The organism is Sinomonas susongensis (assembly GCF_005877005.1).
Taxonomy (GTDB): domain Bacteria; phylum Actinomycetota; class Actinomycetes; order Actinomycetales; family Micrococcaceae; genus Sinomonas; species Sinomonas susongensis.
This window is the reverse complement of record NZ_SSNH01000002.1, coordinates 355,197-374,426: the sequence shown is the minus strand read 5'-3', so window position 1 is coordinate 374,426 and position 19,230 is coordinate 355,197. Positions and strand designations below refer to the sequence as shown.

Below are 19,230 nucleotides of genomic sequence, written 5' to 3'. Positions count from 1 at the left end.
CAAGGCGCGTGATCACCGTAAGCTCAATGGAGAGCTGATTTGAGCCCGCGTCCTGGTGGCGAAGCCGACAAGTTTGGCAATAGATACGAAGGTCTATGGACCATTCGGCACCTCTTGTACGTACTTCAGAATCCCGGCCAATCCATCGTACTGGAGGCGGTCGGAGATATCGGCGAGGGCGCCGAGTTCGTATACCATCATGATGGCGTTGATGAAGCTCATCAAGTGAAGCGACAGAATGGGAATGACGATCGATGGTCAGTCAGTTCTCTCAATGCCAAAGGCATCTGGAGCCGAGCATTAAGCCATATTAGTGATGGTCGCGAATACCACTTCGCGTCCATGCTGCCCGCCGAGTCAATCCAAGAACTCTGCAGTCGTGCCCGGCTATATGAATCACCCGACGACTTCATCCGAGCAGACTTATCAGAAAAGTTGAATCAGACTCGAGATCAGGTCCTTCAAGTAGTCGACTCACCTGAAGCCGCGTGGACACTGCTTCGCGGATTCCACATTTCTTGGTCCGACGAGAGGGATCTTGAACTACAGAATGCTGCAATCGCGGCTGCAATGCTTCGAGGGGAATCTGGTGACTTAACCGGAAAGCTAATCGCAGCGGGCCTAGGCAATTTCGCTCTCAATAGCCTAGGTAAGATTCTTGATTCACCTTCCATTGAGGCTGGCCTACGTTCATACGGCATTGTCCCCAGATATCACGAGGCCAGCCGAACGGACGTTGATCGGTTTACCGTCGTTACCAACAACTGGTTCGCCTCGGTCAGCGAGGCATCTCTCGACCCGGCTATCCCGAGGCAGGAAGCTTCTGATCTTGCTGCCACGATCATCGGCGCCTCGCACCGGACGCACTTTGTCGTCGGAGCGGGCGGTTCTGGTAAGAGCGCGGTGTTGGCGCAAGCTGCCAGGCGCCTTCAGGACGACGGCATATCGGTTTTCGCATTTCGTCTTGACAGGCTCGATAGCTTTTCGTCGACAGACGATCTTGGCCGTGTTCTTGGACTGTCGGCGTCACCCGTAGCCGTAGTTGCCGAACACATCAACGGCCAGGCGGCCGTCCTCGTCATTGATCAACTTGACGCTGCGAGCTTACTTTCAGGGCGACTCCCGGAAAATCTTGCAAGCATAGAGGACCTCGTCCGCGAAGCCTCCGCGTTCGAAAATATCCAATTGGTCTTCGGCTCGCGGAAATTCGACATCGAAAACGACCCTCGGATGCGGCAATTGTCGACCAAACCAGAGTCGGACTTGTTTGAGGTCGGGAACCTCACGAGTGATCAAGTCCAGGAGGTCCTCCTAGCAATGGGGGTTGATCCGGCTGGACTGGAGCAATCACAGTTTGAGCTTCTGTCGTCACCATTAAACCTCAGGATGCTGGGCGGCATAGTGTCGCAAGCGGCATTCCCCCAATTCGAGAGCGCGAACCAACTCTTTGACGTCTTCTGGGAACGGAAGGCCAACGAGTGTCGGCGTCGGTCAGGCCGACAAGTGCGCTTCGACGCTATCATCTTCAAGATTGTCGACTCGATTAGCACAGAACAATCTTTGGCCGTGCCGATGAGCGTCCTTGACGGCGACGACCTCTCCGCCGATGCGGCATACCTTGTGTCCGAGAATGTGCTGGTTCGTGATGGCTCGAAGATTGCCTTCTTCCATGAATCCTTCTTTGACTACGCATTCGCCCGTCGATGGATGCAGTCGGGGCAGTCGCTGGTCGACTTCGTTAATGGCACCAAGCAAGAGCTTTTCCGCCGGTCTCAAGTTCGGCAGGTGCTGAACTACCTTCGCGAGGTCAACGCTGACAGGTTTCGCTCTGAATTACTTGCTCTGCTCACAGAACCATCGGTCCGGTTTCATATCAAGGCTGTCGCATTGGCGGTCTTGAAGTCACTAGCAAGCCCAACGACGACAGACTGGACCATCGTGCAGATGGTCCTAGACACGAATCCGGATTTTAGTGAGCATGTCTGGACGGCCCTCCGGACGGATGATTGGTTTGATCGCCTCGACAGCGATGGCATGATTATGGACTGGCTCGGCATGGACGAGGAACAGCAGAGGCACGCCCTTGAACTGATGCCGACTGTCGCGCGTACGAAGGCAGACCGCCTGGCTGAGGTGCTTCGTGCTCACGCCCATAATCCCGAGATTGCTTCTTGGGTCCGATGGGTAGTCCGATTCGCTGATATCAGCGAAAGCCGTCCGCTCTTTGACGTCCTGCTGGAGGCCGTCCGACGCGGAGTTTACGACACTGAAGCCCACTCGCTCTGGCTCAGTTCTTACGGGCTGGCGCAGAAGAAGCCAGACTGGGCAGCTGAGCTCTTAGGTGCCTTCCTCATCGATCGTTCCGGTGCGATGGAGCCGAGACCAGATGGCACTCTCGAAGCACTGAAAGACAACGACCATACCGTCATTGACCTGGTCCAGCACGCATCCGACGCTGCTCCAACTCTGTTCGTCGAGAAGTTTGCTCCGTATATTCTCGGGCTTCTCAAGACAACCGAGGTTGCAGATAGCGAGGCTCCGAAACCGTCACGGCAGTTCTCTGCTCACTACATTAGCTTTGGAACGCACGAGCTAGATCAGGCGATCATCGTCGGTCTGGTCCGCGCGTTTGGCAAGCTCATTAGCGATGACGCTGCAACGTGGGAACTACTCGAGCCCTTCGCTCGAGATGATCATGATGTTGCCCAGTGGATCCTATACAAAGTTGCCCTGCTGCAGCCATCGGCCCTCGCCCTACGTATTGCCGACGTAATGCTTGAAGGTCCTCACAGATTCAGAGGAACAGACGCCTTCGAACTGGCAGCATCCGTCCTGTCTGCGATCTGCGCGCATATCACGGATACGCAGCATCAGAGCTTAGAGCGTCAGATCCTGGATTTTCGTCTCCCTTGGGACAAGCAATACAAACTGAGATACAGATACGATTTGTTGAGCGCCCTGTGCGAAAGCAAGTTGTCGCCCACCGGTCGCAAGAAGCTCGCGGAGTTCAGACGCCAGTTTTCACCAAAGTCGACCGAGACAATTGATTCGATGGCATCCGGCTTCATCCGCTCGCCTATCCCACCGGACAAGGCGAGGCTGCTGACAGACGACCAATGGATTCGAGCCTTCATAAAGCACAACCAAGAGGGCGCGAACTGGGCCACATTCACCGGCGGCGTTCATGAGCTTGCCTCCATGCTCCAAAAAAGCGCAAGTGAAAACACTGATCGGTTCCTAGTTCTAGCGCTGAAACTAACATCAAATGTGAACCCGAATTACGCCAATGCCATACTATTGGGAGTTTCCCAAGCAGAGAAGTGCGAATCATCGGAGGCCGTCTTTGCTGCGGTGCGACACATCGCCTCTTTGGGGCATCCGGAGAACGACCAGTGGTTGGGATTGCCCCTGAAGCGGTTTCGCGGCCATGTTCCAGTTGATATGGTACAGCTGGTCGCGGACAAAGTGCTTACGAGCCCAGATCCGGAATTTAGCGACGATGAGGAGCAACCGTCTACAGCTGACAAGATCGAGAGTCAGTCGATGAATTGCGCACGCGGAGCCCTCGCTTTGGATCTTGCTGTCCTGTTGTCTGCTGATACCGACGGAATACTGACGAACGCTGTAGTGGGCTCTCTTTCGCAGATGGCATCAGACCCAGTGGTTGGCGTGCGCGCTGCCGTAGCCGACGTTATTCTTACTTGCTTGCGATTCCAGCCCGAGCAAGCAATTACAGCATTCAAGATCCTTATCGATTTCAGCGATAGCATTCTCTCTGCCTCCACTGTGCGAAGGCTGATTCATGCCGTCGGCTATACGGACATCGACACGGTCAAACTGCTAATCGATCGGATGCTAAGTTCGACGGTGGATGGTGCCCGCGAACGCGGTGGTGAGTTAGCCGCCATGGCATCAGCTCAATGGGGACTCGACGGACCGCTGCAACGGGTTCGTTCTGGATCCGACCGGGAAGCTCGTATAGGGGCGGCACGTGGATGTGTATATCAATTGGTAGGCACAACCAATCGAGGCCAAATCGCCTTGGCACTGACCGAATTTTGTAACGACCAATCGCCTGAGGTCCGTGAGGCGTCAGCGGAGGTAGCTGTTCAGCTCCGAGGAGAGCGCTTAGCTCCGTATCGAGGCCTGCTGCTGTCGATGATCAACTCTCCGACCTTCTCCGACATGTCGGTTCAGATGTTCTTGACACTTGAAGCGGCCCCCGACCGGGTCGACGACCTCGCCATTGCCGCCGCGCGGAGATTCCTTGAAATCAATAACCGAGATGTCGCGGACATCCGGACGGCCGCGGCAGGCGATGCGCGAGAGGTCGGCGCGCTGCTCATACGCGCATACGCGCAAGCCGTGACCGACCAGCAGCGTGCAGCCGTTCTCGACCTAGTTGACCAGCTTCTGATCTCAGGTGCGTACGGCGTCGATTCATTGGTCGAAGCGTCCGAGCGACAACACGACTAACGAGACGTCGGATCCGACTGCACCTTGAGGAAGGCCTGGGTGGTACCGTAGCTGCAGCCTACCCGGGCTGCGATCGCACGGATGGCCGTTCCCTGTTTCCTGAGTTGCAGGATCTGCTGCTTTTGGTCGGATGTCAGGCGCTGGTTGCGCATGGCAATGCCGCGGACTTCAAGAAGGCGTAGCAAGGATGACTTGGCGACTCCAAACTCGGCCGCAAGCGCAGTCGTCGGCTCGCCTGCCTCATAGCGGGCAACGATCTGGTCCAGCACCTCTAGGCCGAGGCGGTCGTTGAGGCGGTAGCGTGGTTTCGGCTCCTGATGTGGCTTCCACTGTTCGTTCTGGGCTAGTTGAGTAGTGGCGGCGGCCACTGCCTCCAGCTGGCGCATTTTGTGGAGGCCCTGCTTTGAATACTGTGTCAGGACCTCGACCACGAAGCCGCGGGAACTCAATCGTTCCCGCGGCTTTTGCGTTGGTGAGTCCGATCTGCCCCGATGGCGCTGTGGCAGCTACCGTTGGGCGCATGGCGGATTCTGAGATCCTGTACGTGGACGGCCCCGACGGTGCGCGGGAGGTCAAGCTGAGCAGCCCGGAGAAGGTGCTGTGGCCCGGCGTCGAAGGGCATCAGCCCCTCACCAAGCGCGACCTGGCCAGCTACCTGATCTCAGTGGCATCGCCCTTTCTGCGGCTCAACGGCGACCGGCCCATGACTCTGCAGCGCTTCCCCGAAGGGATCGACGGCGAGGAGTTCTTCTCGAAGCGGCCGCCGCGGGGCGCTCCTTCCTACCTCAGGACGGTGACCTGCACCTACCCGTCCCACAGGCGCCACGACCAGCTCGTGTTCGACGAGGCCGCCGCCCTCGCCTGGGCGGCGCAGATGGGAACGATCACCTTCCATCCGTGGCCGGTGCGCACGGCCAATCTGGACAACCCGGACGAGCTGCGGATCGACCTCGATCCCCAGCCCGGGCGCGACTTCCGGGACGCCGTCACCGCCGCGCTCGCGCTGCGCGAGGTCATGGCCGAGGCCGGGCTCACGGCCTACGCGAAGACGTCGGGCAACCGGGGCGTCCACGTCTACGCGCGCATCCGGCCCACCCACGAGTTCCTTCAGGTGCGCCACGCCGTCATCGGGATCGCACGCGAGCTGGAGCGACGCATGCCGGACCTCGTGACCACCGCGTGGTGGAAGGAGGAGCGCGGCGAGCGGGTCTTCGTCGACTTCAACCAGGCCAACCGCGACCGGACGATCGCCGCTGCCTATTCGCCCCGCCCCCTGCCCCACGCGCCCGTCTCAACCCCGCTGACCTGGGACGAGCTCCCCGACGCTGACCCGCGCGACTTCACGGTCCGTACGGTTCCCGCGCTCCTGGCCGCCCGCAGCTGCCCGTGGGCAGACATCGACGCCGCGCCGGGCGACATTTCGGGGGCACTCGCCCTCTGGGACGCGGACCTCGAGCGCGGGCTCGGCGAGCTCAACTTCCCGCCGGACTACCCCAAGATGCCCGGCGAGCCGCCGCGGGTGCCGCCGAGCAAGCGCAAGGCTGACCGAGCGGACGACGACTATTCGGCGCCCAAAGCGGAGCGCGACGCCGAGTGGGGCACCGCGATCGCTCCGCCTTACGGGCCGATGCTGGCCAAGCCGGTCAAGAAGCTCCCGATCGGCGAGTACCTGTACGAGCCGAAGTGGGATGGCTTCCGCTCGATCGTGTGGCGCTCCGGTGATCGGGTCGAGATCGGATCGCGCAACGCACTGCCGATGACGCGCTACTTCCCGGAACTCGTCGAAGCCATCGTTGCAAGCGTCCCCGACCACTCGGTCATCGACGGCGAAATCATCCTCGTGGACCCGGACACGGGCGACCGGCTCAACTTCGATGCCCTCCAGCAGCGCATTCACCCTGCGGCCTCCCGGATCGCAAAGCTGAGTGCCGCGACGCCGGCGAGCTTCGTGGCCTTCGACCTGCTCGCCCTGGGCCAGACCAACTACGTGGAGCGTCCGTTCGGCGAGCGGCGCGCTGCCCTCGAGGAGGCACTCAAGGACGCCAAGCCCCCGGTCTACCTCACTCAGGCGACCAACGACCCCGCCGTCGCGCTGGAGTGGTTCAGCACTTTCGAGGGCGCCGGCCTGGACGGCGTCATCGCCAAGCCCCTCGGAGAGCTCTACGCCGAGGACAAGCGGGTCATGTCCAAACTCAAGCACGAGCGGACGGCCGACTGCGTCCTCGCCGGGTACCGGCTCTACAAGAACGAGCCAGACGCCATCGGATCCCTGCTCCTGGGCCTGTACGACACCCAGGGCAGGCTCAACTCGGTGGGCGTCATCGGGGCGTTTCCCATGGCCCGCCGCAAGGAGCTGTTCGAGGAGCTGCAGCCGCTCGTGACCACGTTCGAGGGGCACCCCTGGGCGTGGGCGGAGGCCGCCCAGGTGCTGCCGGACAACCGCGACCAGCCCGCGCCTCGCACTCCTACGGCGGCCGCACGGTCCCGCTGGAATGCAGACAAGGACCTCTCTTTCACCCCGCTGCGGCCGGAGCGCGTCGTCGAGGTCAAGTACGACCACATGGAGGGCGAGCGGTTCCGCCACACCGCGCAATGGGTCCGATGGCGCGAGGACCGCTCGCCGGAGTCGTGCACCTACGACCAGCTCGAGGAACCCGTCAGCTACGACCTCGCCTCGGTCCTGACCCGCTGACCCATCAGGTCAGCGGCCTTTGCTGTGCCCGCGGGATTTGTCGTGCCCGCGGGAATGCGTGGGGCCACGACATGGTTGCCCGCTCATGTGAAGGCTTTCGGATTCCTCTCGTTCGGGCACTACGCTCCCTTCCGCGGCTCCCAGACGCAGTCCGCGAAGGACATGATCCTCCAGGCCATAGACCTCGCCGTCGGCGCCGACGAGCTGGGCGTCAACGGTGCGTATGTACGGGTGCACCACTTCGCGCCCCAGCAGGCCTCGCCGATTCCGCTGCTCACCGCGATGGCGGCGCGGACGCAGCGCATCGAGGTCGGCACGGGCGTGATCGACATGCGCTATGAGAATCCGCTGTACTTCGCCGAGGAGGCCGCGGCCCTCGACATCATCGCCGGGAACCGGATCGCCCTCGGCATCAGCCGGGGTTCACCCGAGCCCGCGCTCCGCGGCTACGAGGCGTTCGGCTACACGGGCTCCGCCGACGCTCGAGGCGCGGATCTGGCCCGCGAGAAGTTCGCCCTCTTCCTGCGCGCCATCGACGGAGAGGGCGTGGCCGACGGCGACCCGCACCAGTTCCCCAACGGAACCCGCCTGCCGATCGAGCCGCAGTCGCCCGGCCTGCGAGAGCGTATCTGGTGGGGGAGCGGCACGCGTGACACGGCCGAGTGGGCGGGGCGGCTCGGTCTCAACCTCATGAGCTCCACGCTCCTCACGGAGGATGCCGGAGTCCCGTTCCACGAGCTCCAGCGCCAGCAGATCGACCGCTACCGCGACGCCTACGTTGCCGCGGGGCACACGGGCCGCCCTCGCGTCTCGGTGAGCCGCAGCATCTTCCCGATCGTGAGCTCCCGGGATGCCATGTACTTCGGGTCCCGCCCCGACGGCGATCAGGTCGGCATCATCGACGGGTTCCGCTCGACCTTCGGCAAGACCTACGCGGGGGAGCCCGACGAGCTGGCCGAGGAACTCTTGAAGGACAGCGCGGTGGCCGCGGCCGACACCGTGATGCTCACGGTCCCGAATCAGCTCGGAGTCGAGTACAACCTCCACATCTTGGAGGCGTTTGCCGAACACGTGGCCCCGGCACTGGGCTGGAAGCCGAACACCGAAGGACCCGTGGAGGGGTATCCCGCGAAGCCTTGACGGTGTAGGGGGCCGTGCTTAGGGTTGCACCGTTCTCGATTCGAGGAGCGGTTCTCTGGGCTGCACCCATCTGCCCGGTCTTCCGCGAGCAAGGGGTCTCGCGAGCGCTTCACGTGACCCCCCGACACGAGGGGCGATGATGGACCAAGCGACTATCCGTCGGCTGTCCGACGAGGCAACACAAACCCTCTTGAACAAGACAGGAACGGTATCCAGCTTCAGGGGCGGCTGGATGATGATTGCGACCATCCTCATCGAGGCATGGGACCTGTACGCGATCTCGTTCGTCCTCGTCTTCATCAGCGCGGAATACCACCCGAACGCAGCCGAGCTTGGCCTGATCACCGCCGGCGTCCAGGGCGGGGCGCTCATCGGAGCCCTCATCGGTGGCTACGTGGCGGACAAGCTCGGCCGCAAGGCCGTCTTCATCCTCACGATGGTGCTCTTCATCGTGCTCGCGATCGTGCAGGGCTTCTCGGTGGGCATCTGGGACCTGATCATCATCCGCTTCCTGATCGGCATCCCGCTCGGCAGCGACATCTCCAACGGCTACGCCTACATCATGGAGTCCATGTCGAAGGGCGCCCGCGAGGTCATGGGCAGCCGCTGGCAGTTCATGTTCGGCCTCGGCGAGGTCTTCTCCATCGTCGTCATCACGATCATGTACGCGTCCGGCATGGACCACCACATCCTGTGGCGCGTCGCGCTCGCCATCGGCGCGATCCCGGCCCTCATCCTGCTGCTGGCCCGCCTCAACCTGCCCGAGACGCCCATGTCGCTCATCAACCGGGGCCAGTTCGTCAAGGCGAAGGAGGTCTCCCAGCGCCTCTTCGACGACCCGCTCGAGATGCTCCCGAACCACGATGTCGAGATCGAGAAGCCGAAGGTGAGCGACTTCCTCAAGGTCATCTGGGCCGACCGGATCAAGCGCCGCGCGACCATCTTCGGCTGGATCTCCAACGCCTGCCAGGGTGCCGAGTTCACGGCGTTCGGGTTCTACCTCCCGGTCATCCTCGTCACCGCCGGCGTCGGCGTTGCCGGCAGCGGCAGCAGCTCGAACATCACGGGCACCAATCTGGTGACCGCCGCGATCTACGTCCTCGCGACCATTTCTGGCTTCGTGGCACCGATCATGATCGCGAAGATCGGGCACAAGGGCGTTGCGATGTGGGGGTTCGGCCTCGCGTTCGTCGGCCTCCTCGTCGGGGCGTTCGCGCTCGGAGCCGATATCAAGTGGCTCATCGTCCTGGGCGCCTGCGTGCTCATGTGGGGCCACTACTGGGATGCCTCCAACGGCATGACCATCACGTCGATGGTCGCCCCGGCCCGCTTCCGCGCCACGGCGTCCGGCTTCGGCTACGTGTTCGTGAAGGGTGCCTCCTTCTTCGGAGCGTTCATCTTCCCGGTCATGACCGCCGCGTGGGGCAAGGTCGGCGCGACCCTCGCCGTCTCGGTCCTCTCGCTCATCGGCTTCCTCTCGGCGTGGCTGATTCTCCCGGAGCTTTACGGGTACGTAGATCAGGAGGAGCGGACGGCGACCGAGGCTGGACGCGCATGAGCGAAAGGGGGCTGTGAACAGTGGCTGAAGCAGTCCTCTTCCATCACGCGCTCGGGCTCACGCCGGGACTGCTCGACTTTGCCGAGGAGCTGCGGCGTGCGGGCCATGTCGTGCACACCCCGGACCTCTTCGACGGCAAGACCTTCGAGAACGTGGACGACGGCGTGGCGCACGCCGAGGAGCTCGGCTTCGGCGAGCTCCTTTCGCGGGGTGCGCGCGCGGTCGAGGATCTCGCGCCCGGGCTCGTCTACGCGGGCTACTCGCTTGGCGTCATGCCAGCCCAGCAGCTCGCCCAGACGCGCCCGGGGGCGCGGGGCGCGCTCTTCATTGCAGCGTGTCTTCCCGTGGCGCAGTTCGGCACGACGTGGCCCCCGGGCATCCCGGTGCAGATCCACGGCAAGGCCGCCGACCCGTACTTCGCGGCCGACGGCGACCTCGGGGCGGCGCGGGAGCTTGTTGCGATGATGCCGGACGCGGAGCTGTTCCTCTACGAGGGCAGCGAGCACTTCTTCGCGGACGCGAGCCTGGCGGACTACGACTCCCTCGCGGCCGGGCTGCTGCTCGAGCGGGCGCTTGCGCTCCTGGACACGGTCTGAGGCCTCGGGCCTCCTGGATGGGCCCGACTTCCTGGATGGGCCCTACTTCTCGTTTACCTGAGGAACTTCGAGCTTACTTGAGGAACTTCGAGGTGGTCCGGTCGGCGAGGATCTTCCCGCCGGTCTGGCACGTCGGGCAGTACTGGAGCGCGCTGTCCGAGAAGGTGACCTCGCGGATGGTGTCACCGCAGACGGGGCACGCTTCTCCCGTCCTGCGGTGGACGCGCATGTTACGCCGCTTCTCGTCCTTGAGCTCCTCCGGCGGATGGCCGAGGTCGTCCTCGATGGCTCCCTGCAGGATGCTTCGCATCGACTCGTACAGGCGCTCCGTCTCCTCGTCCGAGAGAGTCGAGGCAATCGCGAATGGGGAGAGCTTCGCGGCGTGCAGGATCTCGTCGCTGTACGCGTTGCCGATCCCGGCGATGACCTTCTGGTTCCGGAGAAGGCCCTTGATCTGCTGGCGGTGGTTGAGGAGCGCCCGGAACGTCTCGAGCGTGAACTCGGGTTCGAGCGGCTCGGGCCCGAGGTCTGCGATCGCCGGCACGTCGTCTAGCTCGCGCACGATGAACACCGCGAGGCGCTTCCACGTCCCCGACTCGGTGAGGTCGATCCCCGTCACCTCTCCGTCGCGCTCGAATCCGAGCCGCGCCGCCACATACCCCTTGCCGCGGGGAAGGGTCGGCTCGGGCAGCTTGTCGGAGACCCGCACCCACCCGCCGAGCGCGAGGTGGACGACGACGGAAAGCCGGCCCGCGCCGTCGTCCTCCGGGCTCTTGGCCCCGCCTTCCCCCGGCCCTGTCCCGAGGACGACGAACTTCCCGCGCCGCCCGACCGATTCCACGCGGCGGCCGACGAGGGTCGAGAACGGAGGGTCGGCCGTCTTGAGGGCGTGGATCGACGGGAAGATGGCGCGTTCGATCCGAGCGCCGCGCAGGCGACCGTCGAGGTACGCTGCCAGTGCTGTGACTTCGGGGAGCTCCGGCATCGCGCTGCCTTTCGTCGCTGACCACGAGTTCACGGAAAGGGCAGCCGGGCGATCAGCCGGTTCGCCGCCGACGCCCCCTCGTGACTCGTCCATCGTGCCAGAAAACCCGGCCCTGAGCAGGGGTTTCGTTATGCCTATACTTTCAGCGGACACGGCCCCGCGGGATTCCGAGGGCACCGCTTCGATGAAAGGCGCACCATGAGCAATGTCCCTGGCGACCTCTCCTACACCGCCGAACACGAGTGGATTTCGGCTGCGGGCGGCGACGGCGTCGTCCGCGTCGGCATCACCGACTTCGCGCAGGACGCGCTCGGCGACGTCGTGTACGTGCAGATGCCCGAGGTGGGCACCGAGGTGAGCGCCAACGCGGTCGTCGGGGAGGTCGAGTCGACCAAGAGCGTCAGCGACATCTACGCCCCGGTGAGCGGCACCATTGTGGCGCGCAACGAGGCGCTCGACGGCGATCCCGCCCTCGTGAACAGCGATCCTTACGGTGAGGGCTGGCTCATCGAGGTCAAGCTCAAGGACGCCGCCGAGGTCGACGATCTGCTCAGTGCATCCCAGTATGAACAGCAGGTAGGGTAGACATCTGGGGATACACCGACGAGGAGGAACGATGGGCAGCGAGGAGCGTCGTGGTCTTGGCGCGGGAGAGGCCACGGAGCGCGAGATCTCTGCGTCTGAAACGACGTCGATCCACCTGCCGCCGATTGGCAAGGAGCCGCTGGCGGCACGCCAGCTGACCTCGGAGGAGCAGGCGGCCATCGACGCGCTGCCGTTCGGTTCGGCTCTTCTCATAGCCCATTCGGGGCCGAACTCCGGCGCGCGATTCCTTCTCGACTCGGAGGCCACCACGGTGGGCCGCCATCCCAACGCCGACATCTTCCTCGACGACGTGACAGTGTCGCGGCGGCACGCAGAGTTCCGCCGCACGCCGACCGGCGCCTTCGAAGTGGTCGATGCAGGCAGCCTCAACGGCACCTATGTGAACCACGACCGCGTAGACCGCGTGGTCCTGCGCACGGGTGCCGAAGTGCAGATCGGCAAGTTCAGGCTCACGTACTACCAGAGCCCTGCAACGAGCACGGTGAGGCACTCCGCCTAGGGGGCGCGCATGGCACTCGCTCATTCGGAGCGCAGGGGGGCCTCGAGCCTCAATATCGGTGAAGTCCTGGCCTCGCTGGCCGAGGAGTTCCCGAGCATGACGGCGTCGAAGATCCGTTTCCTCGAGGAGAAGGGCCTCATCTCGCCCCAGAGGACGCCCGCGGGCTACCGGCAGTACGGAGAGCGGGATGTGGAGCGCCTGAGGTTCGTGCTCGCCCTCCAACGGGACCAATACCTCCCCCTCAAGGTGATCAAGGACTACTTGGACGCAATCGATCGCGGCGAGCGGCCTGAGAGCCTTCCCGGCGGCCTGACCCTTGCGCCGCGGGCCGTGAGCGATGACGTCGCCAACGAGCTCCAGGCCATGAGATCGCGCGCACTCTCGGAGGAACAGCTCCGCGCGGAATCGGGCGCGAGCGCCTCCCTCGTGGAGTCCCTCAGGAGCTACGGACTCATCTCCGAAGAAGACGGCCGGTACGACGAGCATGCCCTCCAGGTGGCCCGGGCCTGCGTTCAGCTCGAGTCCCACGGGATCGAGCCGCGGCATCTCGGGCCCTTTCGTGCCGCGGCCGAGCGCGAGTTCGGGCTCGTGGAACGGGCGGTGGCACCCATCGCCTCGCGCCGTGATGAAGCGGCGCGGGCGCGGACTGCCGAGGCGGCGCGGGAGATCAGCGACCTGTGCCTCACGCTCCACCGTGCCCTCGTGCACGGCCGCATCTCGAGGATGGAGGGGTCATGATCGAAGTAGAGGTTGTCGGCGTGCGCATCGAGCTGCCGTCCAACCAGCCACTCGTACTCCTCAAGGAGAAGCAGGGCGAAAGGCATCTGCCGATCTGGATCGGCACCGCGGAGGCGAGCGCGATAGCGCTCGCCCAGCAGCACGTCGTCCCTCCACGGCCGCTTACGCACGATCTGCTGGTGAACGTGGTGCACGGGTTGGGCCGCCAGGTCGTCAGCGCCACGATTGTGGCTGTCCAGGACAGCGTCTTCTATGCCCAGCTGGGGTTCGACGACGGCACGGTCATCGAGTCGCGTGCTTCGGACGCCCTCGCCGTCGCGCTGCGCGTCAACTGCCGCATCTGGTGTGCGGACGCCGTCCTCGAGGAGGCCGGCGTCCAGCTCGCAGAGGGCAGCGAGGAGGGCACGGAGGAAGCGTCGCCGAGCCCCGAGGAGGAGGAGCGCGAGATGCGTCGCTTCCGCGAGTTCCTTGCCGACGTGGAGCCCGAGGACTTCGACGAGTAATCCGACACGGCTTCCGCTCGGGGCCTTGGTCTTTGCTTTCGCCTCCCGTCGGTTCTAACGTCATCGATGGAAGCTCCCATTGCATCGCCGACCGGCTCGGGTGACACTGGTAGTTGCACTGCTGAATGTAATTACAGTGCTGCTCTTCAGTAGCCTCCCTCTCTGGGGCGGTGCGGCATCCCCGCGGGGGGCGAGAGAAGGAGGGTGACGTGAGTCCCAAGGGCGAGTCGGGAAAGCTGCGTCAGATCAGCGGACCCGGCGTTGAAGTCCCGGTCGGCGAGCAGGGCCTGTTGTTCAGTGAGGACCTGCCTGTGCTCGACGAAGAAGCGGGCTACCGCGGCCCAACCGCCTGCAAGGCGGCTGGCATCACCTATCGGCAGCTCGACTACTGGGCCCGCACGGGTCTGGTCGAACCGACAGTGCGGGGGGCGGCCGGCAGCGGTTCCCAGCGCCTGTACGGCTTCCGCGACATCCTCGTCCTCAAGGTGGTCAAGCGCCTGCTTGATACGGGTGTCTCCCTCCAGCAGATCCGGATCGCGGTAGGCCACCTGCGCGAACGCGGCGTCGAGGATCTCGCCCAGATCACTCTCATGAGCGACGGCGCCTCGGTGTACGAGTGCACCTCCGCGGATGAAGTCATCGACCTCGTCCAGGGCGGCCAGGGCGTCTTCGGCATTGCCGTGGGCCGTGTCTGGCGTGAGGTCGAGGGCAGCCTCGCCGAACTGCCGAGCGAGCACGCCGAGGACCAGACGTTCCCGGGCGACGAGCTGGGCCGGCGACGGGCGGCCCGGAAGACGGGCTGACCGAGCGGCCGCCGTCGGAGTCCACGACGGGGGGCACAGGCTTGATATGCGAAAGGGCACCCCGTGAGGGGTGCCCTTTCGCATATCAAGAGGAATCGGAGGCGGACCGAAGCCCCTGTCAGCGGGAGGCGCGAGGACGAAGGTCCTGGCCCTGCTTCACGATGGCCTTGAGGAGCTGGTCGAAGAGCGCGGCGGTCGTCCGCGCCGCGTCACCCGGCCAGTGGTGGACTGCGTGGGCAGCGCCCTGGATCTGCTGCCAGTTCGCAAGCTCGGGAATGTGCGGGGCCAGGAGCAGCGGGCCGAACATCTGCTTCATCTCCTCGAGCCGGTAGGCGTGCTCGGTCGAGGAGGCGCGGACGCGGTTCGCGATGATTCCCGCGGGTGCGAGCTTCGGCGCGAACTCCTGCCGGAAGAGCTGGATCGCCCGCATGGTGCGTTCGGTGCCGGCGACTGAGAACAGGCCAGGCTCCGCCACGAGCAGGACGCGGTTGCTCGCGTTCCACGCCATGCGGGTGAGGCCGTTGAGCGAGGGCGGGCAGTCGATGAGCACGAGGCCGTAGTCGTCGAGGCCGTCCAGGATCTGGGAGAGGCGGCGAAGATCCCGTCGCCCGAGGTCGGGCCGGTCGTACAGGCTGCTGAGGGACCCGCCGAAGGCGACGTCGAGCCTGCGGATGCCACGGCCCTCGAAATTCGCTGCGCGGCGGACCCAGCTGCTGCTCACGATGTTGTCGAAGAGCTTCACCCGACGCGGGGACTTCAGCATCCGGCCGACCTCGAGCTTGCCGTCCGAGGCCACGCCGAGTGCGGTCGAGGCATCGGCGTGCGGGTCGAGGTCGACGACGAGGGTCGGGATCCCCGCGGCGAGCGCCGCCGAGGCCAGTCCCGTGGTCACAGACGTCTTACCAACCCCGCCTTTGAGGCTGCTAATGCTGATTACTTGCACTGGAGAATCCACACCTATCCGCTGGCCGACTCCCCACCATCTTAGTGGGGCGCGGCGACCGCTCGGGGCCACACGCCCGGCGTTCCGTCCCGCACATTACAAGCCGGGACGCTGTGATTTCCGGCCACACGGCCTTGAGTTGGTAGTTTGCTCGTGTAGAGACTAGGCACCACCTAGCCGCGCCCTTCAGTGCCCCCGATCAGGAGTCGACGTGTTCTCGAAAATTCTGGTGGCCAACCGCGGAGAGATCGCCATCCGAGCGTTCCGCGCAGGCTACGAACTAGGTGCCAAGACCGTTGCCGTCTTCCCGTACGAAGACCGCAACTCCATCCATCGTCAGAAGGCGGACGAGGCCTACCTCATTGGCGAGGAGGGCCACCCTGTCCGCGCTTACCTCGACATCGAGGAGATCATCCGCGTCGCCCAGGAAGCCGGCGCCGATGCGATCTACCCGGGCTACGGCTTCCTCTCCGAGAATCCAGGGCTCGCGCGTGCCGCAGCCGATGCGGGCATCACCTTCGTCGGGCCGCCTGCCGAGGTGCTCGAACTGGCGGGCCACAAGGTCCACGCGCTCGAGGCTGCGCGCAAGGCGGGCATCCCGGTGCTCAAGTCGAGCGCGCCGAGCTCGAACCCGGAGGAGCTCATCGAGGCCGCCGATACGATCGGGTTCCCGATCTTCGTCAAGGCCGTCGCGGGCGGCGGTGGCCGCGGCATGCGGCGCGTCGATGCACGCGAGGCTCTTCCGGAAGCGCTCAACGCCGCCATGCGCGAGGCCGACGCGGCCTTCGGCGATCCGACGGTCTTCCTCGAGCAGGCCGTCCTGCGTCCCCGTCACATCGAGGTGCAGGTCCTGGCCGACGCCGAGGGCAACGTCGTGCACCTGTTCGAGCGGGACTGCTCGCTTCAGCGGCGGCACCAGAAGGTCATCGAGATCGCTCCGGCGCCCCAGCTCGACGAGTCGATCCGTCAGGCGCTCTACGCGGATGCGGTCAAGTTCGCGAAAGCCCTCGGCTACGTGAACGCGGGCACCGTCGAATTCCTTGTCGACACCGTCGGCGACCGTGCGGGCCAGCACGTGTTCATCGAGATGAACCCCCGCATCCAGGTCGAGCACACGGTCACGGAGGAGGTCACCGACGTCGACCTCGTCCAGGCGCAGCTCCGCATCGCCTCGGGGGAGACGCTCGCGGACCTCGGGCTCTCCCAGGAGTCGATCCGGCTCCGGGGGGCGGCCCTCCAGTGCCGCATCACGACGGAGGACCCGGCGAACGGGTTCCGTCCCGACGTCGGGAAGATCACGGGATACAGGTCCGCGGGCGGCGCCGGCGTCCGGCTCGACGGCGGCACGGTGTACCAGGGGGCCGAGATCAGCCCCCACTTCGACTCGATGCTCGTCAAGCTCACGTGCCGTGGGCGCGACTACGCGACCGCCGTCAAGCGCGCCCGTCGTGCCCTCGCCGAATTCCGCATCCGCGGCGTCTCGACGAACATCCCGTTCCTTCAGGCCGTGCTCGACGACAAGGACTTCGTCGAGGGCAACGTCGCCACGTCGTTCATCGACGAGCGCCCCGAACTGCTGCACGCCCGCAGCTCGGCCGACCGGGGAACCAAGCTGCTCAGCTGGCTTGCAGACGTCACGGTGAACAAGCCCAACGGCGAACTCACGGTGCACGCCGATCCGCGCGACAAGCTTCCCGCCGTGGACGTCTCGAGTGCGCCGGCCGGCTCCCGGCAGCGTCTGCTCGAACTCGGCCCCGAGGGCTTCGCGAAGGCGCTCCGCGAGCAGACCCCGGTGGCAGTGACCGACACGACGTTCCGCGACGCCCATCAGTCGCTCCTGGCGACGCGGGTCAGGACGCGCGACCTCGTCGCGGCCGGACCGGCAGTCTCGGTCCTCACGCCGCAGCTGCTTTCGGTCGAGGCCTGGGGGGGTGCGACGTACGACGTCGCGCTCCGCTTCCTCGGCGAGGACCCGTGGCAGCGCCTCGCCGCCCTGCGCGCCGCGATCCCCAACATCTGCATCCAGATGCTCCTGCGCGGTCGCAACACGGTCGGCTACACCCCTTACCCGGAGGAAGTCACCGACGCCTTCGTCAAGGAGGCCGCCGAGACGGGAATCGACATCTTCCGCATCTTCGACGCGCTCAACGACGTGAACCAGATGGCGCCCGCCATCCGAGCCGTCCGCGACACCGGCACCGCGGTTGCCGAGGTCGCCCTCTGCTACACGGGCGACCTCCTCGACCCGAACGAGAAGCTCTACACCCTCGACTACTACCTCGAGCTGGCACAGAAGATCGTCGACGCCGGCGCCCACATCCTGGCGATCAAGGACATGGCCGGTCTCCTGCGGCCGGCGGCCGCCGCCAAGCTCGTGTCCGCGCTGCGCGAGCGGTTCGACCTCCCGGTCCACCTGCACACGCACGACACGGCGGGCGGGCAGCTCGCGACACTCCTCGCCGCGGTCGACGCCGGGGTCGACGCCGTCGACGTCGCCTCAGCGTCCCTTGCGGGCACCACGAGCCAGCCGCCGGCGTCGGCCCTGGTGGCGGCCCTCGCGCACACTCCGCGGGACACGGGCATCTCGCTCGAAGACGTGAGCGCCCTTGAGCCGTACTGGGAGGCAGTGCGCCGCGTCTACGCACCGTTCGAGTCCGGTCTTCCGGGCCCGACGGGCCGCGTCTACCGCCACGAGATCCCCGGCGGCCAGCTCTCGAACCTGCGCCAGCAGGCCATTGCGCTCGGCCTCGGCGAGCGCTTCGAGGCGATCGAGGACATGTACACGGCGGCGGATCGGATCCTCGGCCACCTCGTGAAGGTCACGCCGTCGTCGAAGGTCGTGGGGGATCTGGCCCTGCACCTCGTGGGCATCAACGCCGACCCGGCGGAGTTCCAGGAGAATCCGCAGAAGTACGACATCCCCGACTCGGTCATCGGCTTCCTCGGCGGGGAGCTCGGCGACCCGCCCGGGGGCTGGCCCGAGCCGTTCCGCAGCAAGGCGCTGCAGGGGCGGACAGTGAAGGTCCGCGAGGAGGCCCTGAGCCCCGAGGACTCGGAGGCGCTCCGCGGGGACTCGGCGACACGGCGTGCGACCCTCAACCGCCTCCTCTTCCCGGGGCCGACCAAGGAGTACCTCGCGAACCGCGAGGCCTTCGGCAACCTCTCCGTGCTCGATACCCGTGACTACCTGTACGGGTTCCAGCGTGGCAAGGAGCACGTGATCGAGCTCGAGCGGGGCGTCCGCCTCATCGCTCAGCTCGAGGCCGTCTCCGAGCCTGACGAGAAGGGCATGCGGACGGTTCTCGCACTCCTCAACGGCCAGTCGCGGCCGGTGTCGGTGCGCGACCGGTCGGTCGAGAGCAATATCGCGCAGGCGGAGAAGGCCGATCCGGCGAACCCGAACCACGTGGCCGCGCCATTCGCGGGCGCCGTGAACGTGACCGCGAAGGAGGGAGACGTCCTGCAGGCCGGGGACACCGTCGCGACCATCGAGGCGATGAAGATGGAAGCCTCGATCACGACGCCGGTCGCGGGCACGGTCTCACGGATCGCGATCAACGGCGTACAGCAGGTCCAGGGCGGAGATCTCCTGCTGGTGGTCAAGAGCTCCTGATCCGCGCGGGAACCACCCGCTGAGCCGGCTGCGGTCCTAGGACCGGGGCGGGCGGCGCCACCGCGTCGTCCGCCCCGC

At 65.2% G+C, this 19,230-nt stretch carries 14 protein-coding genes; 11 read left to right on the top strand and 3 right to left on the bottom strand.

Translation table 11 applies throughout. From position 1 onward, the window contains the following. Positions 1-114: 114 nt before the first annotated feature. On the top strand, positions 115-4,476 hold the full coding sequence (locus E6A21_RS04845; RefSeq protein ID WP_138442990.1) for an NACHT domain-containing protein: 4,362 nt from the start codon (positions 115-117) through the stop codon (positions 4,474-4,476). Here E6A21_RS04845 and E6A21_RS04840 read toward each other — a convergent pair. Then, a complete protein-coding gene (locus E6A21_RS04840; protein ID WP_138442989.1) occupies positions 4,473-4,862 on the bottom strand; it encodes a helix-turn-helix domain-containing protein in 390 nt (129 codons plus the stop codon). The two genes, E6A21_RS04845 and E6A21_RS04840, sit on opposite strands and share 4 nt — an antisense overlap. Before the next feature lie 134 nt (positions 4,863-4,996). Between E6A21_RS04840 and E6A21_RS18350 the strand changes: the two genes are divergently transcribed. From E6A21_RS18350 to E6A21_RS04820, 4 genes are all read left to right on the top strand, one after another. Then, complete coding sequence (locus E6A21_RS18350) at positions 4,997-7,168, top strand: ATP-dependent DNA ligase (protein ID WP_138442988.1); 2,172 nt, start codon at positions 4,997-4,999, stop codon at positions 7,166-7,168. Positions 7,169-7,255: 87 nt separating this feature from the next. Further along, positions 7,256-8,308 carry an LLM class flavin-dependent oxidoreductase gene (locus E6A21_RS04830; RefSeq protein ID WP_138442987.1) on the top strand — a complete coding sequence of 351 codons (1,053 nt, stop codon included), beginning with the start codon at positions 7,256-7,258 and terminating at the stop codon, positions 8,306-8,308. 232 nt (positions 8,309-8,540) lie between these two features. Then, entirely contained in the window at positions 8,541-9,866 is a 1,326-nt protein-coding gene (locus tag E6A21_RS04825) for an MFS transporter (RefSeq protein WP_171041264.1), read from the top strand. A gap of 20 nt (positions 9,867-9,886) precedes the next feature. Beyond that, positions 9,887-10,462: a dienelactone hydrolase family protein gene (locus E6A21_RS04820; RefSeq protein WP_138442985.1), complete on the top strand. Its 576-nt coding sequence runs from the start codon at positions 9,887-9,889 to the stop codon at positions 10,460-10,462. A 73-nt stretch (positions 10,463-10,535) separates the two neighbouring features. Here E6A21_RS04820 and E6A21_RS04815 read toward each other — a convergent pair whose 3' ends face one another. Then, positions 10,536-11,447 (bottom strand): Fpg/Nei family DNA glycosylase, encoded by a 912-nt coding sequence (locus E6A21_RS04815; RefSeq protein ID WP_138442984.1) that lies wholly within the window; start codon positions 11,445-11,447, stop codon positions 10,536-10,538. A 198-nt stretch (positions 11,448-11,645) separates the two neighbouring features. On the opposite strand from E6A21_RS04815, the gene gcvH reads away from it, so the two are divergent. The 5 genes from gcvH (at position 11,646) to E6A21_RS04790 (ending at position 14,596) form a co-directional block, all read left to right on the top strand. Next, positions 11,646-12,032 (top strand): glycine cleavage system protein GcvH, encoded by a 387-nt coding sequence (gene gcvH / locus E6A21_RS04810; protein ID WP_138442983.1) that lies wholly within the window; start codon positions 11,646-11,648, stop codon positions 12,030-12,032. 31 nt (positions 12,033-12,063) lie between these two features. Continuing rightward, a complete protein-coding gene (locus tag E6A21_RS04805; protein ID WP_138442982.1) occupies positions 12,064-12,552 on the top strand; it encodes an FHA domain-containing protein in 489 nt (162 codons plus the stop codon). 9 nt (positions 12,553-12,561) lie between these two features. Beyond that, entirely contained in the window at positions 12,562-13,290 is a 729-nt protein-coding gene (ftsR, locus tag E6A21_RS04800) for a transcriptional regulator FtsR (protein ID WP_138442981.1), read from the top strand. Continuing rightward, complete coding sequence (locus E6A21_RS04795; protein WP_043123122.1) at positions 13,287-13,793, top strand: bifunctional nuclease family protein; 507 nt, start codon at positions 13,287-13,289, stop codon at positions 13,791-13,793. The genes ftsR and E6A21_RS04795 overlap by 4 nt, the downstream gene beginning before the upstream one ends. A 209-nt stretch (positions 13,794-14,002) precedes the next feature. Further along, entirely contained in the window at positions 14,003-14,596 is a 594-nt protein-coding gene (locus E6A21_RS04790) for a MerR family transcriptional regulator (RefSeq protein WP_138442980.1), read from the top strand. 118 nt (positions 14,597-14,714) lie between these two features. On the opposite strand, the gene E6A21_RS04785 is transcribed toward E6A21_RS04790, so the two are convergent. Further along, positions 14,715-15,539, bottom strand: coding sequence for a ParA family protein (locus E6A21_RS04785; protein WP_138442979.1), 825 nt, complete (start codon positions 15,537-15,539; stop codon positions 14,715-14,717). Between the two features lie 211 nt (positions 15,540-15,750). Here E6A21_RS04785 and E6A21_RS04780 point away from each other — a divergent pair, with 211 nt between their 5' ends. Next, entirely contained in the window at positions 15,751-19,152 is a 3,402-nt protein-coding gene (locus E6A21_RS04780) for a pyruvate carboxylase (RefSeq protein ID WP_138442978.1), read from the top strand. Positions 19,153-19,230: the final 78 nt, after the last annotated feature.